A 16,139-nucleotide genomic window follows, 5' to 3' on the forward strand; every position below is an offset into this window, starting at 1 on the left:
CGCTATGCTCCGGCCCCTTGAAAGAAAATGGCGTAAACGGCCGCCATTACTTTTCACTTGGAACGGGATTTGCCCCTGGCGCAGAATCCCGCCTGGAACAGCAGCGAAGGCGCATCATCCATGTCCGGTCCCCGCACCCTCTACGACAAGATCTGGGACAGCCATGTCGTCCACCGCCAGGAGGACGGGACCTGTGTGCTCTACATCGACCTCCATCTCGTGCATGAGGTGACCTCGCCGCAGGCGTTCGAGGGGCTGCGCATGGCCGGCCGTCCGGTGCGCCAGCCGCGCCGCACCCTGGCCGTGGCGGACCACAACGTGCCGACCAGCGCCGACCGCTTGCAGGGCATCCGCAACGAGGAGAGCCGCCTCCAGGTGGAGCAGCTCGGCATCAACGCCGCCGAGTTCGGGGTCGAGTATTTCGACATGGCGGACATCCGCCAGGGCATCGTCCATGTCGTCGGGCCGGAGCAGGGCGTCACCCGTCCGGGCATGACCATCGTCTGCGGCGACAGCCACACCTCCACCCACGGCGCCTTCGGCGCGCTGGCCTTCGGTATCGGCACCTCCGACGTGGAGCATGTGCTGGCGACCCAGACGCTGCTGATGAAGCCGTCGAAGAACATGCTGGTGCGGGTTGACGGCAGCCTGCCCGTGGGCGTCACCGCCAAGGACATGGTGCTGGCCATCATCGGGCGGATCGGCACCGCCGGCGGCACCGGCCATGTCATCGAGTTCGCCGGCGAGGCGATGCGCTCGCTCTCCATGGAAGGGCGCATGACCGTCTGCAACATGTCGATCGAGGGCGGCGCCCGCGCCGGCCTGATCGCGCCGGACGAGACGACCTTCGCCTACCTGAAGGGCCGCCCGCGCAGCCCGGAGGGGGAGGCCTGGGACAAGGCGGTGGCGTGGTGGCGCACCCTGCCCAGCGACGAGGGTGCCCGCTACGACCGCGAGGTCGTGCTCTACGCACCCGACATCCCGCCGCAGGTCACCTGGGGCACCAGCCCGCAGGACGTCGCCCCCATCACCGGCCGCGTGCCCGACCCGGCGGAGGTGGACGACCCCAACAAGCGCCGCGCCATCGAGCGCGCTCTCTCCTACATGGGGCTGACGCCGGGCGTGCCGCTGACCGAGGTCGCGGTGGACAAGGTCTTCATCGGTTCCTGCACGAACAGCCGGATCGAGGACCTGCGCGCCGTGGCCAGCATCGCCGAGCGGGCGGTGAAAGCGGGCCGGCGCGTCTCCGACAGCGTCTATGCCATGATCGTCCCGGGCTCGGGGCTGGTGAAGGAGCAGGCGGAGGCCGAGGGGCTGCACCGCATCTTCACCGAGGCCGGCTTCGACTGGCGCGAGCCCGGCTGCTCCATGTGCCTCGCCATGAACGACGACAAGCTGAAGCCGGGCGAGCGCTGCGCCAGCACCTCGAACCGCAATTTCGAGGGACGCCAGGGTCCCGGCGGGCGCACCCACCTGATGAGCCCGGCCATGGCCGCGGCGGCGGCCTTCACCGGCCGGCTGACCGACGTGCGCGAGTTCGCCTGAGCCTGATTCACGGAACGGGCAGGCACGACGCAGGCAGGATCAGGGGCGGCGTTCCGGCGACGGGCGCCGCCCCGTCCCTGTCAGACCCGTGCCGTCCGCGTCAGAGCTGCGCCACGTCGGCCCCGGCTTCCTGGAGGAAGGCCGAAAGATCGCCTGCGGCGCGGGCCACCCGGCGGGAGATCACGGCCGTCTCCAGCGCCGCATCGGCATAGCCGCGCGGGGTGCGCGGCACCGCCCGCAGCACGGCGTCGATCGCCATCAGATTGGTGCGGTTGCCGATCTGGCTCATGCGGACCATCCGCTCGGCCAGCGGAGTCCGGTCCAGCGGAATCGGATCCGCAATACCGCCCGCCCCGGGGCTCCGGGGCATGCCGTCTGCCGGGACTCCCGCCGACGGGGCTCCTTCCAGAAGGGCGGAGCCCATCAGCGGATCGCCATGTGCCGGGTTTCCCAGCGTGGGGAGGCCGCCGGGGCGCTCGCCGCCGGTCGGGCCACCGCTCGGGCCACCGCCCGACTGCCCACCGCCTGCCCTGCCGCTGCCCGCGCCCTGCATTCCGATCCCCCGTCCGTTCTTCTCCCGACCGAAAGCCCGATTCCGGCACCCCGTGCCCTCCGGCCCCGGCCGGACTCTTCCCTTTACGGTAGCATTACCACGGACGCGGCCCGGGCGCATCAGGGAAGGCCGGCACCTATCGCCACGGGCCGCCCCGGCCCGTGCGACAATCGCCCGGAAGTCGCGTGACCCGGGCGGCGCGCCACCGTTGAGATGGATCAAGGCCGGGATGCTCCGGCTTGCCCACAACAGCGGGACGGCATCCGGACAGGGAAACAGGTCCGGACGGTCCGATCCGGCCGGAGCGGACCGCAGGCGCCTTGAGGATTCCGTCAACCCGATGAATAATCGGGCGAATCATGGGGGATGGCGGGTGCCGGTGGCGGCCGTTCCCGGAAACCCTGTCCGTACCGGGGGACGCGCGCCGTCCCCGGGGCTGCCGACCGGCGGCGCACGCACAGCAACAACCGACAGCGGGGGGATTTCAAGCCCATGACCGACACCTCGATCTTTCCCGTGCCCGAGGCGTTCGCTTCCGACGCCTGGGTGGACGCCGCCAGCTACCAACGCCTGTACGACCAGTCGATCTCCGATCCGGAGGCGTTCTGGGGCGAACAGGGCAAGCGCATCGACTGGATCAGGCCCTATACCCAGGTGAAGGACTGCTCCTTCAGCGGCGACGTCCACATCCGCTGGTTCCATGACGGGACGCTGAACGTCTCGGCCAACTGCATCGACCGGCACCTCGCCACCCGGGCCGACCAGACGGCCATCATCTGGGAGGGCGACAGCCCCGCCGAGCAGCGGCACATCAGCTACGCCGAGCTGCACGCCAGCGTCTGCCGGCTCGCCAACGTGCTGAAGAAGCACGGCGTCCAGAAGGGCGACCGGGTCACCATCTACATGCCGATGATCCCGGAGACGGCCTTCGCCATGCTGGCCTGCGCCCGCATCGGCGCCATCCATTCGGTGGTGTTCGGCGGCTTCTCCCCGGACAGCCTGAAGGACCGGATCCAGGACTGCGACAGCCGCATCGTGCTGACCGCGGACGAGGGCCTGCGCGGCGGCCGCAAGGTGCCGCTGAAGGCCAATGTGGACCAGGCCCTGAAGTCCTGCCCCAATGTCGGCACCGTGGTCGTCGTCCGCCGCACCGGCGGGCAGGTCGCCTGGGAGGACGGGCGCGACTTCTGGTATCATGAGGAGATGTCGGCGGTGTCGCCCGACTGCCCGCCGGAGGAGATCGGGGCCGAGGACCCGCTGTTCATCCTCTACACCTCGGGCAGCACCGGCAAGCCCAAGGGCGTGCTGCACACCAGCGGCGGCTATCTGGTCTACGCCTCGATGACGCACCAGTACGTCTTCGACTATCACGACGGCGACGTCTACTGGTGCACGGCGGACGTGGGCTGGGTCACCGGCCACAGCTACATCGTCTACGGGCCGCTGGCGAACGGCGCCACCACCCTGATGTTCGAGGGCATCCCGAACTATCCGGACTCCAGCCGCTTCTGGCAGGTGGTGGACAAGCACCAGGTCAACATCTTCTACACCGCCCCCACCGCCATCCGCGCCCTGATGCGTGAGGGCGAGGGTCCGGTGAAGCGGACCAGCCGGACGAGCCTGCGCCTGCTGGGCTCGGTGGGCGAGCCGATCAACCCGGAGGCCTGGCTCTGGTACCACAACGTGGTCGGCGAGGGCCGCTGCCCGATCGTGGACACCTGGTGGCAGACGGAGACGGGCGGCATCCTGATCTCGCCGCTGCCGGGCGCCATCCCGACCAAGCCGGGGTCCGCCACCCTGCCCTTCTTCGGCGTCAGGCCGGTCGTGGTGGACAATGAGGGTCACCATCTGGAAGGCGCGACGGAGGGCAATCTCTGCATCGCCGACAGCTGGCCGGGCCAGATGCGCACCGTGTTCGGCGACCACGAACGCTTCGTGCAGACCTATTTCAGCACCTTCCCGGGCAAGTACTTCACCGGCGACGGCTGTCGCCGCGACGACGACGGTTACTACTGGATCACCGGCCGCGTGGACGACGTCATCAACGTCTCCGGCCACCGCATGGGCACGGCGGAGATCGAGAGCGCCCTGGTCGCCCACCCCAAGGTGGCGGAGGCCGCGGTCGTCGGCTACCCGCACGATCTGAAGGGCCAGGGCATCTATGCCTATGTCACCCTGGTGGACGGGGAGGAGCCGACCGAGCCCCTGCGCAAGGAACTGGTGCAGTGGGTGCGCAAGGAGATCGGCCCGATCGCCAGCCCGGACCTGATCCAGTTCGCGCCCGGCCTGCCCAAGACCCGTTCAGGCAAGATCATGCGCCGCATCCTGCGCAAGATCGCCGCCAACGAGCATGAGGCCCTGGGCGACACCTCCACCCTGGCCGATCCGACCGTGGTGACGGAACTGGTGGAGAACCGGCAGAACCGCGCCTGACACCGGCGCGGCACGGACAGGTCTTCCCAGAAGGGCGGCCGGGGCGACCCGGCCGCCCTTTCCACGTCCGCACGGGCGCGGAAGTGCCTCCCCCGGCGCCGGACCGGTGCGGGACCTCTCGACCCCCGTGCATCGAGCCGGTAGGGTGGCGTCGGAACAACGGGCGGGCCGGACCGCCGGGGTGCAGGCCCCGGTGGAACCGACCCGGTAACGGGGTCCGGCATCGGACCCCGGCAAGAAGCAAACCAGGGAACGTGAACATGCAGACTCCGCGCCTCCTCCTTGTCGCCGCGACCAGCCTCCTGCTCGGTCTTGCCGTCTCCCTGCCGGCCGAGGCCCAGCAGGCCCAGACGCAGGCCCAGCAGAAGAAACAGCCCCAGAAGAAGCAGCCGCAGAAGAAGGCGGCCGCGGAGCCGGTGAAGGAGGTGGCGCCGCCGCCCCCGACCCTGCCGCAGCCCTCCACCCCGACCAGCTTCGCGCTGATCCACACCCTTCAGAACATGACCACCAAGCCGCTGGATCTGGTGATCCGGGCGGACGGGACTCAGGTGTTCGCGGGCAAGCTGCCCGGCCGGCCGGAGAAGGCCGCCGAGGGGGCGGAACCGCCGACGCTGCGCACGGGCATGACCCTGGCGGTGGAGACGGAGACGACCCACTTCTGGGAGATCGTCTATGTCGAGCCGGAAGCGAAGAAGCAGTGCCGGCAGGCCTGGACCGGCATGTTCGCGCCCGGCAGCGAGACGCCGGCCCTGATCGCGCCGCCGCAGCAGGTGAACAGGTCGGGCCAGTGCGACTTCATGATCGACGTCACCCCGGCGAACGAGCCGGGGTCGATCTACGACATCCGGGTGCAGGTGGCCGCGGCCCCGCACTGACGCGGCACACCGGCACGGCGCCCGCGCACACTCCGGCATGGACGGGCGGCACGGCGCCCGCGGCGGCACGGACGGGCGGCTCCGACGGGGGCCGCCCTTTTCCGTTGTGCCCTGCCGGAGCGCGGCGCCGGGGCGCACCGGCCCGCCATACTCCGGCCACACGGATGGTCCATGCCGGCCCGGCCCGCCTCCCCCGCGCGAACGGTCCGCGCCACGGATGCGTGCCACATCCGCGCATTTCCGGACATTGCCCACCATCCTGAACCGCTATACGAATGACCGGAGTGACCGTATCCGACTGTCGCCTCCGGCTTCCCCTTCCGGATCGCGGCGACCGTTCCCGCCCAGAGCCGATCCGCCCCTGCACTCGATGGAATTCTAGGAGATGTTCAAGGCGATCTTCGCAGCCCTTGCTCCGGTCGTTTCGAACGACTGGGTGATCGGCTCGGTTCTGGTCGGACTGTGCGCCTGGGCGATCTGGTCGGGGACGCGGTTCATCCGCGCCACGCTCCGCTTCCGCAAGGCCCTCGCCGGGGCGCGGGCGACGGTCCGGCAGTCCTCCGACGCGGTCTCCTTCGCGGAGCGGTACGGGGAGATCGACACGGCGCTGGCCGAGGACCCGGTCCTGGGCGAGCGCTGGTGCGAGTTCCGGAACTCCCTGCTGCTGCCGCGCCAGGCCGGGCAGCCGGTCCGCACCACCGTGCGGCCGAAGACCTGGTTCGATGTCGGCCTGCTGCACTCGATGCCCGGCGGCATCAATCTGCGCTACCACACCGCGATGCCGAACCTGCTGGTCGGGGCGGGCCTTCTGTTCACCTTCCTGGGTCTGGCCGCGGCGCTGGGGTCAGCCGGCGGGATCGTGGCCGGCACGGCGGAGATCCGCAACGAGGCGCTGCGGCTGCTGCTGGGCACGGCCTCGGCCAAGTTCGTCACCTCGCTGGTCGGCATGGGTCTGTCGATCACCTATGCCATCACCAGCAAGGTCCTGCTGAAGCGCGTCGAGGACGATCTGGCCGGGTTCCTGTCCGCCCTGGAGGCGCGCATCCCGCTGATCACCCCGGCCGACCTGCAACGGGAGACGAACGATCTCCTGGAACGGCAGACCGACCGGATAGAGGCCGTCTCGGCCGAGCTGGCCGCCGGCCTGGGCAGCGCCTTCGACCGCGCCCTGGATGCGCGGCTGGGCGACCATCTCGGACCGCTGACCCAGGCCATGCAGCAGCTCACGCTCGGCCTGGGCTCGCACAACGAGCAGGCGATGGCCTCCATGCTCGACTCCTTCCTCCAGGGGCTGCGGGGCGGCACGGGCGAGCACATGCAGCAGGTCGTGGACAGCCTCTCCGGGCTGGGCACCCGGCTGGAAGGGGTGCAGCAGGGGCTGGGCGAGGCCGCGGTGCGGATGACCCAGTCCGCCGACACGGTCGCCAACCGCCTGGGCGCCGGCACCGAGGCGGCCCTGGCCCGGATCACCGATCAGATGGGCGGGCTGGCCGAGACGCTGGGCCGGATCGCCGAGCAGAGCCGCACCACCGGCGCCGAGGCCGGGGAACGGATGGCGGCCCGGATCGAGGCCGCCGCCGCCGGCTTCGAGGAGTCGGCCCGCAACGTCGCCACCCTGCTGGAGCGGACGGCCGCGGCCGTCGAAGGCAGCATGGGCCGGCAGACGGAGGAGACCGCCGCCCGCCTTGCCGAGCGGGTGGAGGCGATGACGGCGGAGCTGAGCGCCCTGGCCGCCAGCAGCCGCACTGCCGGGATCGACGCCTTCGACCAGCTTGCCAGCCGGGTCACGGAGGCCAGCAGCGCCCTGGAACGCAGCGTGGGCCGGATCGGCACCCTGCTGGAGCGCTCCGCCAGCGAGGGCGGCGACGCGCTCGGCCGCGGGGCGGAGAAGGCCGTGACCCGGATCAGCGACGCCACCGAGGGCATGCGCGCGGAGATCCAGGCGATGCTGGCCGAGCTGCGCGCCTCCGTCGGCACGGCGGGCGAGGCGCTGCGCACCAGCGGCGCCGAGGGGGCCGCCGCCTTCCGCGACGGGCTGGGCGATGCCGGCGGCTCCATCGCCGCGGCGGTCAGGGACGCGGCCGACCGGCTGGGCCGCGCCGGGACCGAGGCCGCGGACGCGCTGGGGCGCGGCGGGGAGACGGCCGGCACGGCCATGCGCAGCGCCGGCGGGCTGCTGGGCGACAAGGTCGGCGCCCTGACGCACGAGATCACGGCCCTGGCCGCCGCCGCCAACGCCCTGGCCACCCGCAGCACGGAGTTCGAGCGCGCCGCCGGGGCGGCCGCCGGGCCGCTGCTCCAGGCCTCCACGAACCTGACCGCGGCGGGCCAGACGGTCCGCGGCACGACGGAGTCGCTGGGGACCGTCGTGCAGGCCGTCGGCCGGGCGATCGAGCAGGTGTCCGAGGCGTCGGGCCGGCTGGACGCGGCGACGGCGGCGGCCGGCCGGCTGGCCGACGGTCTGGCGACCGCGGCCAAGCGGTTCGAGGGGATCGACGGCGATCTGGCCCGGACGCTCACGGCGTTGCAGGACGGGCTCCAGGGCTTCGCCCGCGAGATCAACGGCTTCGTCAGCCAGACCGACCAGAATCTGGCCAAGGCGGCGACCCAGATCGCCGCCCTGGTCAAGGGGCTGGAAGAGACGCTGGAAGATTTCAGCGCGGACCAGAACCGCTGATCGGAAGGTGATGCATGGCGATGATCACCGGCCCGGATGAGGAAACCGAAGAGGGGTACTTCGCCTCCATCAGCGACCTCATGATCGGCATCCTGTTCATATTCCTGCTGATGCTGACCGTGTTCGCCCTGAATTTCCGCAATGCGGAGGAGAAGGTCGTCGACCTGTCCCGTTACGAGGAGGTCGTGGACGAGGCCCGCCGCCTGACCGAAGAGGCGGCCAGGCAGAAGCAGGAGAACGAGGAGCTGCGCCGGCTGCTGACCCAGGCGGTCGCCCAGCTTGAGCGCGACATCGAGAGCCGGCGCAGCATGCGCAATCAGATGTTGCGCTCCCTGGAGGCGAGCCTGGACCGACAGGGTGTACGGGTGACCCTCGATCCGGAATCGGGTATCCTGCGTCTGTCGGGCGACCTGCTGTTCGAAACCGGCAAGGCCGTCTACCGGGAAGAGGCGGACCGGACGGTCAAGGTCATGGCCGACATCCTGGGAAGTGTGCTTCCCTGTTTCGCGGAAGGTGCGTCCGTGGCGTGCCCGGGTGAGAGGATGCCGATACTGGAAGCCGTTCTGGTCGAGGGCCATACGGACCGCCAGCCGTTCCGCAACGTGCCGGCGGCCCAGTCGCAGGCATTGAACGACCGGCTGTCCACGGAACGCGCCCTGGCCGTCTTCCAGAGCCTGCGCGAGGCCAGCCCGGTGCTGGAGACGCTGCGCAACCCCGGCGGCCAGCCGCTGCTCGGAGTCTCGGGCTATGGCGAGCGCCGCCCCCTGCCCGAGGCGCAGGGAACGACGGAGGAAGATTACCGCCGGAACCGGCGGATCGACCTGCGTTTCGTCCTCTCCTCCCGCACCTCCGACGAGCTGGAGCGGCTGCGCGGCCGCATCAACGACGTTCTGGACCAGGGTGGGCCAAGCCAGGGCGGGCCAAGCCAGGGCGGGCAGGACCCGAAAGGGCCGAACCATGACAGGCCGGGGGAGACGCCATGAGCCTCATGCGTGAGGCCCTGATCTCCTTGCAGGCGACGGCTGTCCGGTTGCCTCACTACGCCCTGCTGCCGGAGATGCCGGAGACGGGCAGGCTGGTCACGGCCCTGGCCGGCGCCAATGCCGCCCCGGCCCCGCCCGCGGACGACATGCTGGCCGCGGTGCGCCGGCGTCTGCTGGAGGCGGCGCGCGGCCCCGGCGGGGTGGCGGCAGCGGCGCCGCGGGACCTCTGCGACGCGCCCTGGCTGATGTGGGGCGGCATGGACCCGCTGGCCGGGCTGAACGGCCTGCTGGAAGCCGTGCTGGATGTCTGCAACCGCCGCAACCGGGCCCGCCGCACCCTGATCGAGGCGTGGATCCGCAACTTCTCCTACGACATGCCCCGGATCGCGGAGGCCGGGAACGGCATCCGGCGCCTGATCACGGCGGCCCGCCGGCCCCGCCTCCAGTCCTGGCGGGACGCGGACGCCTGGTGCCGTCTGTTCGACGCGGCCGACGGCCCGCGCACCCTGGCGCGCTGGATCGTCCTGACCGACGAACCGGTGGACGCCCTGCTGGGCCGCGCCTGCCTGGACGATCCGGTGCGCGCCACGTCCGGCTATGCGCGGACGATCCAGGCCGAGGTGCTGTCCCTGGTTCCCGACCATCTGGCCGGCCCGGCGGGCGCGCAGCGGGTTGCGCGCGTGGCCGATTTCCTCGCCCCCGGCGGCGGCCTGCGCTTCGACGAGCCGGAGAGCCGCGGACAGATCGTCCGCAGCCTGATGGCGCCCTGGCTGACCGGGCGCTCCGGGCTGGAGGAGCCGACCCGCGCGGCGGTGCAGAAGTTCCTCCTGGCCCAGCTCGGCGATCCGCGCACCCGTCCGGGCCAGTGGGTCCGCGCGGGCGAGGATGCCGTCGCGCTGATGGAAACGTGGCTGTCCCGCGCAGCGCTGGGCGCCTTCTTCGATCTGGTCGGCGAACAGAACCACGATCCGGAAGGCCGCTACCGCGAAGCCTTCTGGTCGGCCTGCATGGCGGCGGGCGGGATCGACGACGCCTGGCTGGCGCTGGGCCGGACCGTCCGCCGCTCGGCCCCCGCCCTGCGGCACCTGAAGGGTGCCTATGGCGAGCTGGTCGGCCCCGGCTTCCACGGCGACCAGACGGTGCTTCTGCTGCGTGTGCGCGACACCGTCTTCTGCGAGTGGAGCCATGCCGGGAAGCTGCGGGCCTGGCCGGCCGACGCGGCCGACGCCCCGCGGCTGCACCGGGCAACCTATACCCGCCCCGACCTGACCGGGCCGGGCCTGCGCTTTCCGCCGAACAAGCGCCACTGGTCGCGCGGCAGCTCCGACGGCAACGGCCTCAGCCATGTCGGCTCGGAATCCAGCCGCTGGCAGGGCAGCGTCGCCCGGCTGCTGGAGGAGCGGACGGGAATCGCGCTGACCGCCGCGGACTGGATGCCGGGCCGGGCCTGACGCTCCGGACCCGACGCTCCGGACCAGACGCTCCGGGGGCGGCGCCGGCCGCGGTCAGCCGGGCGGTGCCCCTGCCGGGGCTGCGCCGGGGATGCTGCCGGGCAGCGTGTCGAAGCCGCTGGGGAAGAGCTGCTTGATGACGTCGGCGACCAGGAAGCGGAAACTGGCCTGATCCGGGCGCAGTTCGCCCGCGATGCGGTCCGTCGCCGTGCTCAGCATCGTGCCGCCCTCGCACAGGGCGGCCGTGACGTGGTTCGTGGTGCCCAGATCGTCGAAGCGGGGGGCCTGCGGCGCCTGATCGTCCGGCGTCGCCGCCACGCCGTCGCACAGCCGCGCGGCCTCCACCGGCTCGGGGCCGTGGAAGACCATCACCAGCCGGTAGTCGGCCCCCGGCCGGTAGGCGGACGAGGCGGTGAAGTTGCGCTGCGGGTCGGCAAGCGGCTCCGGCAGCGCCGCCGCGATGCGGCGGCCGAACTCCTCGGCCGCGACGCCGTCGGGCAGCCGGCCGCGCACCTCCAGCACGAAGCCCATGTCCGGGGCCGGCAGTTCCAGGGCGGGGGCAGCCGGGGCGGACTGCGTCGCGGGATCGGGTTGCGCTGCAGGATCGGGCTGCGCTGCGGCCGGGCAGGCGAGCATCGCCAGCAGGACCGCCGTGAGCAGCCGGAAGGGACGTCGGGACATCATGCCGGAAGAACGCCCGGCCCCGGACCATGTTCCCCCGCCGCGGCGAGCGGTCGCGGTGGCAGACCTCGGCCCGGCAGCCCCCGGCACGGGGTCAGGGGCGCTGCGCCACCTCGCACCAGCCGGCGCGGGTGCCGCCGGAATAGGGCCGGGCATGGCCGGCGCCGATCAGGGTCTCCGCCACGTCCGTGCCGTCGGGCAGCAGCACCCGCGCCCGCACCCGGCCGCCGTACTTGTCATAGTCCACGTCGCGCAGCAGCACGCGGGACCGGTCGCGCTGCACCAGCCGGCGCAGCGCTTCGTGCGCGGCGCGGGCCATCTCCTTCTCGCGCTCGCACTTGCCGCGGATCTCCGGCGTGTCGATCCCGACCAGCCGGACGCGGGTCAGCAGTTCCTGGTCCAGCCAGACCTTGACCCGCACGGACAGGGTATCGCCGTCCAGAACCTCCAGCACCTCCGCGGCGACGGGTCCGGGCAGCCCCTCCGCGCGCAGGTCCCCGGCCCCCGGCAGGAGGACGGACAGCAGGGCCAGCATCGGCAGGCGGAGAAGGCGATGGCGGAGCGGACGGGACACGGACAGCGCAGGGGCGGAGTTGCGGGGACCGCAGTCTAGCGTGGGCAAGGGCGGCGGCAAAGCCCTTTCAGGGACCCAATTCCTAAAGCGGCGTTAATATCAGGCAAAATAGCTCTGAAACCGCAGCGTCTAGGCAGCAAATACTAGTGTACGGTGCGGGGACGGGAGGCTCCACCCTCAGAAGTCGGAGCAGCGGCCCTTGCTTTCCCAGTCGCCGTAGCGGGTGGGTTCGGGGCCGGTGGGGCCGCCGATCTCGCCGGGCGGCTGCACCGGGCGGCGGTCCCCGGCCGCGGCAGGGGTCCCGTCGGGAGGGCTGTCGGGAGAGGGGCGGGAGTCCGCGGGGGCGGGCACGGCCGCCGGCGCGGGCATCTTCGGCTGGGGGGGAACCTGGCTCATGCCCCCGATATGGCATGCCCCTCCGGCACCGCCAAGTCTTGACGCTGTTCCCAGCGCGTTCCCATCTCTAGGCGTGACGGGGCCGACGGGGCCCCTTCGCCAAGGAAGTTTCAAGCCATGAACGGCTATTTCCGCACCGCGATCCTTCTGGCCGGCCTCACCGGCCTGTTCCTGGCGGTCGGCTACATGATCGGCGGGCAGGGCGGCATGATGATCGCCCTGCTGATCGGGCTCGGCACCAACCTGTTCGCCTACTGGAACTCGGACAAGGTGGTGCTGCGCATGTACAATGCGCGGCAGGTGGACGAGCGCAGCGCGCCGCAGTTCTACGGCATGATCCGGGATCTGGCGGCCCGCGCCGGGCTGCCCATGCCGAAGGTCTACATCATCGAGAATCCGCAGCCGAACGCCTTCGCGACCGGCCGCAATCCGGAGAACGCGGCCGTCGCGGCCACCACCGGCCTGCTGAACCAGCTCACCCCGGAAGAGGTGGCCGGCGTCATGGCGCACGAGCTGGCGCATGTGAAGAACCGCGACACCCTGATCATGACGATCACGGCGACGCTGGCCGGCGCGCTGTCCATGCTGGCGAACTTCGGCCTGTTCTTCGGCGGCAGCGACAACCGCAACAACCCGCTGGGCGCGGTCGGCACCATCCTCATGGTGATCCTGGCGCCGATGGCGGCCATGCTGGTGCAGATGGCGATCAGCCGCAGCCGCGAGTACGAGGCGGACCGCATCGGTGCCGAGATCTGCGGCAACCCGAACTGGCTGGCGAACGCGCTGGAGGGCATCCAGCGCGCGGCCGGGCGGACGGTGAACGTGCAGGCGGAGAACAACCCCGCCACGGCGCACATGTTCATCATCAACCCACTGCACGCGCGCAGCGTGGACAGCCTGTTCTCCACCCACCCGCGGACGGAGGAACGCATCCGCCTGCTGCGCGCCATGGCGACCGGCGGCGGCGTTACGCGCCCGCAGGGAAGCGGCTGGGCCGCCGATGCCGGTGCCCGCGGCGTCTGGACCGGCGGCGCCACGGCCACGCCCCCTGCCGCGCCCTCTGCCCCGCCGCCCGCCCCGGGCCGTAGCGGCCGCCGCGGCAGCGTCCCCAGCACCGGCCCGAATTCCGGCTCCGGCGCCGCGCCGCGGGGTCCCTGGGCCTGAACCCGGGCCGCCCCCGGCGACGTGTGCTCCATCGACAAGAGCGTCCGGGGGCGCTAAACCGCCCCCGATGACCGATCAATCGCACAATCCTGACGCCGGAACGCCCGCTGGTGGACCACCGCCGGACGGTGAACCGCTGGCCGCCCGCGCCGCCGCCCTCGACCTGATCCAGGCCACCCTGCGCCGGAACGTGCCGTTCGACGACGCGCTGGAGGCGCACCGCGGCGTGCGCGCGCTGGAGCCGCGCGACCGCGGCTTCGTCCGCCTGCTCTGCGCCACCGTGTTCCGCCGGCTGGGCCAGCTCGACGCGCTGATCCTTGGGGCGCTCGCCAAGCCCGGGCAACCGGTGAAGGGGCCGGTGCAGGACATCCTGCGCCTGGGCGCCGCCCAGCTCCTGTTCCTGGGCACGCCGGCGCACGCCGCCGTGGACACCAGCGTCGAGCTGGCGGTGGCGCGCGGGCAGACGCCCTACAAGGGTCTGGTCAACGCCGTACTGCGCCGGCTGTCGCGCGAGGGCGCGGGCCTGCTGGCCGCGCAGGACGCCGGCCGGCTGAACACGCCCGACTGGCTCTGGCTGGCCTGGCGGCAGGCCTACGGCACCGGCGCCACCCGCGCCATCGTGGAGGCGCATCTGGCGGAGCCGCCGCTGGACATCACCGTGCGCGCCGACGCGGACCTCTGGGCAGAGCGGCTGGGGGCAGAGCGGGCGGGGGCGGAGCGGGTGAAAGTGGAGCGGCTGCCCGGCGGCAGCCTGCGCCTGCCGGCCGGCGGTCCCGTCACGGAGCTGCCCGGCTTCGCCGAGGGGGCATGGTGGGTGCAGGACGCGGCCGCCGCCATCCCGGCCCGGCTGTTCGGCGACGTGGCAGGGCTGGAGGTGCTGGACCTGTGCGCCGCCCCCGGCGGCAAGACCGCCCAGCTTGCCGCCGCCGGCGCCCGCGTCACCGCCGTGGACCGGTCGGAGAAGCGGCTGGAGCGGCTGCGCGAGAACCTTGCCCGGCTGGGGCTGGAGGTGGACACGGTGGCGGCCGACGCCGCGGCCTGGAGCCCCGATGCCCCGGTGGACGCCGTGCTGCTGGATGCGCCCTGCTCCGCCACCGGGACGATCCGGCGGCACCCGGACGTGCAGCGGCTGAAGACGGAGGAGGACGTCGCCAAGCTGGCCCGCGTCCAGGCCCGGCTGCTGATCCGCGCCGCCGACATGCTGAAGCCGGGCGGGCTGCTGGTCTACGCCACCTGCTCCTTGCAGCCCGAGGAGGGCGAGCGGCAGATCGAGACGCTGCTGGCGAGGCGGCCCGACCTGACCCGGGTGCCGGTGGACCCGGCCGAGCTTGGCGGGCTGACCGGGGCGGTCACCGCCGCGGGCGATGTCCGCACCACGCCGGGGCTGATCCCCGGCGGGATGGACGGGTTCTTCGCCGCGCGGCTGCGCCGGACCGGCTGAGGCACCCGCCCCTCACCCGCGCGTCAGTCGTGCAGCCGGCGCGGCGCCACCACCACGCCGTCGGCATCGCTGTAGAGCCAGTGGCCGGGCGTGAAGGTGCAGCCGCCGAAGGCGACGGGCCGGTCCGCCTCCCCCGCCCCGGTCTTCGTGCTCTTGCGCGGGTTGCTGCCCAGCGCCTTCAGCCCGATGTCCAGGCCGGCCATGGCCTCGCTGTCGCGGATGGCGCCGTGGACGACGATGCCGGCCCAGCCGTTCTTCACGCCCAGCCCGGCGATGATGTCGCCGACCAGGGCCGTGCGCAGGCTGCCGCCGCCGTCCACCACCAGCACCGCGCCGTCGCCCGGCGTGGAGAGGATGGACTTCAGCAGCGCGTTGTCCTGCTGGCAGCGCACCGTGCGGATGGGACCGTGGAAGGCGGCGCGGCCGCCATAGTTGCGGAACTGCGTCTCGCAGCTCTCCAGGATGTCCTCGTGGCTGTCGAACAGGTCGGCGGTCGCTATGGCCATGGCTCTCTCCGCTGGGGGGCTCCGGGTCCGGGCCGCAGGATCGTCCGGCCGCAGCCCGGGCGCAAGAGACCCGGGCGCAAGAGATCCGGGCGAGAGGGAGGCCGGAACCGCCCCGTCAGCCCTGCGTCCGGCCGGGGTCACCCTTGCCGCACCTTGCGGGCCGCCGCCGGTCTTGCTACGAACCGCCCATGCCCCAGCAACCCGTCCGAATCGCCCCGTCGATCCTGTCCGCCGACTTCGCCCGGCTGGGCGAGGAGGTGCGTGCCGTGGACGCGGCCGGGGCCGACTACATCCATGTGGACGTGATGGATGGCCATTTCGTGCCGAACATCACCCTCGGCCCGGGCGTCGTGAAGGCGCTGCGCCCGCATTCGGCGAAGGTCTTCGACGTCCACCTGATGATCGCGCCGGTCGATCCCTACGTGGTCGCCTTCGCGGAGGCCGGGGCGGACATCATCAGCTTCCACCCGGAGGCCGGGCCGCACCCGCACCGCACGGTGCAGCTCATCCGCTCGCTGGGCAAGCGGCCGGGCATCGTGCTGAACCCGCACACGCCCGTCGCCATGGTGGACTACCTGCTGGATGATGTGGACCTCGTCCTGGTCATGTCCGTGAACCCCGGCTTCGGCGGGCAGAGCTTCATCGCCTCCCAGCTCCGCAAGATCGCGGAGCTGCGCCGGCGCATCGACGCCTCCGGCCGCACGGTCGATCTGGAGGTGGACGGCGGCATCAACGTGACGACCGCCCGGCAGGCGGTGGAGGCCGGCGCCGACGTTCTGGTCGCCGGCACGGCAACCTTCCAGGGCGGCCCCGCGGCCTACGGCGCCAATATCCGCCGGCTGCGCGGCGGCAGCGACTGA

Annotated in this window: 13 protein-coding genes and 1 pseudogene; 9 read left to right on the plus strand and 5 right to left on the minus strand. The window is 72.2% G+C overall.

The features are described 5' to 3' along the window. Positions 1-120: 120 nt before the first annotated feature. Positions 121-1,545 (plus strand): 3-isopropylmalate dehydratase large subunit, encoded by a 1,425-nt coding sequence (gene leuC / locus ACFQPS_RS11555; protein WP_377359108.1) that lies wholly within the window; start codon positions 121-123, stop codon positions 1,543-1,545. Between the two features lie 100 nt (positions 1,546-1,645). Here the strand turns inward: leuC and ACFQPS_RS11560 are convergent, their stop codons facing one another. Further along, positions 1,646-1,834: a hypothetical protein gene (locus ACFQPS_RS11560; protein ID WP_377359110.1), complete on the minus strand. Its 189-nt coding sequence runs from the start codon at positions 1,832-1,834 to the stop codon at positions 1,646-1,648. A 756-nt stretch (positions 1,835-2,590) separates the two neighbouring features. On the opposite strand from ACFQPS_RS11560, the gene acs reads away from it, so the two are divergent. The 5 genes from acs (at position 2,591) to ACFQPS_RS11585 (ending at position 10,517) form a co-directional block, all read left to right on the plus strand. Further along, positions 2,591-4,531: an acetate--CoA ligase gene (acs, locus tag ACFQPS_RS11565; protein ID WP_377359112.1), complete on the plus strand. Its 1,941-nt coding sequence runs from the start codon at positions 2,591-2,593 to the stop codon at positions 4,529-4,531. A gap of 260 nt (positions 4,532-4,791) precedes the next feature. Beyond that, complete coding sequence (locus tag ACFQPS_RS11570; protein ID WP_377359114.1) at positions 4,792-5,406, plus strand: hypothetical protein; 615 nt, start codon at positions 4,792-4,794, stop codon at positions 5,404-5,406. 385 nt (positions 5,407-5,791) lie between these two features. Next, positions 5,792-8,083 carry a hypothetical protein gene (locus ACFQPS_RS11575; protein WP_377359116.1) on the plus strand — a complete coding sequence of 764 codons (2,292 nt, stop codon included), beginning with the start codon at positions 5,792-5,794 and terminating at the stop codon, positions 8,081-8,083. Between the two features lie 14 nt (positions 8,084-8,097). Further along, complete coding sequence (locus tag ACFQPS_RS11580) at positions 8,098-9,066, plus strand: OmpA/MotB family protein (RefSeq protein ID WP_377359118.1); 969 nt, start codon at positions 8,098-8,100, stop codon at positions 9,064-9,066. After that, the gene (locus ACFQPS_RS11585) at positions 9,063-10,517 is read left to right on the plus strand and encodes an EH signature domain-containing protein (RefSeq protein ID WP_377359120.1); all 1,455 of its coding nucleotides are present in this window, start codon (positions 9,063-9,065) and stop codon (positions 10,515-10,517) included. Before ACFQPS_RS11580 ends, ACFQPS_RS11585 begins: the two co-directional genes overlap by 4 nt. 54 nt (positions 10,518-10,571) lie before the next feature. On the opposite strand, the gene ACFQPS_RS11590 is transcribed toward ACFQPS_RS11585, so the two are convergent. From ACFQPS_RS11590 to ACFQPS_RS11600, 3 genes are all read right to left on the minus strand, one after another. Next, positions 10,572-11,201, minus strand: coding sequence for a hypothetical protein (locus ACFQPS_RS11590; RefSeq protein WP_377359121.1), 630 nt, complete (start codon positions 11,199-11,201; stop codon positions 10,572-10,574). Positions 11,202-11,292: 91 nt separating this feature from the next. Then, a complete protein-coding gene (locus tag ACFQPS_RS11595) occupies positions 11,293-11,772 on the minus strand; it encodes a thermonuclease family protein (RefSeq protein WP_377359123.1) in 480 nt (159 codons plus the stop codon). A 177-nt stretch (positions 11,773-11,949) separates the two neighbouring features. After that, positions 11,950-12,168 carry a succinate dehydrogenase assembly factor 4 gene (locus tag ACFQPS_RS11600; RefSeq protein WP_377359125.1) on the minus strand — a complete coding sequence of 73 codons (219 nt, stop codon included), beginning with the start codon at positions 12,166-12,168 and terminating at the stop codon, positions 11,950-11,952. A gap of 117 nt (positions 12,169-12,285) precedes the next feature. On the opposite strand from ACFQPS_RS11600, the pseudogene htpX reads away from it, so the two are divergent. Together htpX and rsmB are read left to right on the plus strand one after the other, a co-directional pair. Next, positions 12,286-13,161 (plus strand): annotated as a pseudogene (htpX, locus tag ACFQPS_RS11605) (zinc metalloprotease HtpX); the annotation flags it as partial. A 238-nt stretch (positions 13,162-13,399) separates the two neighbouring features. Continuing rightward, a complete protein-coding gene (gene rsmB, locus ACFQPS_RS11610) occupies positions 13,400-14,773 on the plus strand; it encodes a 16S rRNA (cytosine(967)-C(5))-methyltransferase RsmB (protein WP_377359126.1) in 1,374 nt (457 codons plus the stop codon). Positions 14,774-14,796: 23 nt separating this feature from the next. Here the strand turns inward: rsmB and rraA are convergent, their stop codons facing one another. Beyond that, the gene (gene rraA, locus ACFQPS_RS11615; protein ID WP_377359128.1) at positions 14,797-15,279 is read right to left on the minus strand and encodes a ribonuclease E activity regulator RraA; all 483 of its coding nucleotides are present in this window, start codon (positions 15,277-15,279) and stop codon (positions 14,797-14,799) included. Between the two features lie 188 nt (positions 15,280-15,467). On the opposite strand from rraA, the gene rpe reads away from it, so the two are divergent. Next, complete coding sequence (gene rpe, locus ACFQPS_RS11620) at positions 15,468-16,139, plus strand: ribulose-phosphate 3-epimerase (RefSeq protein WP_377359130.1); 672 nt, start codon at positions 15,468-15,470, stop codon at positions 16,137-16,139.

Origin of the sequence: Rhodocista pekingensis (assembly GCF_042665545.1) — a bacterium.
Classification (GTDB): domain Bacteria; phylum Pseudomonadota; class Alphaproteobacteria; order Azospirillales; family Azospirillaceae; genus Rhodocista; species Rhodocista pekingensis.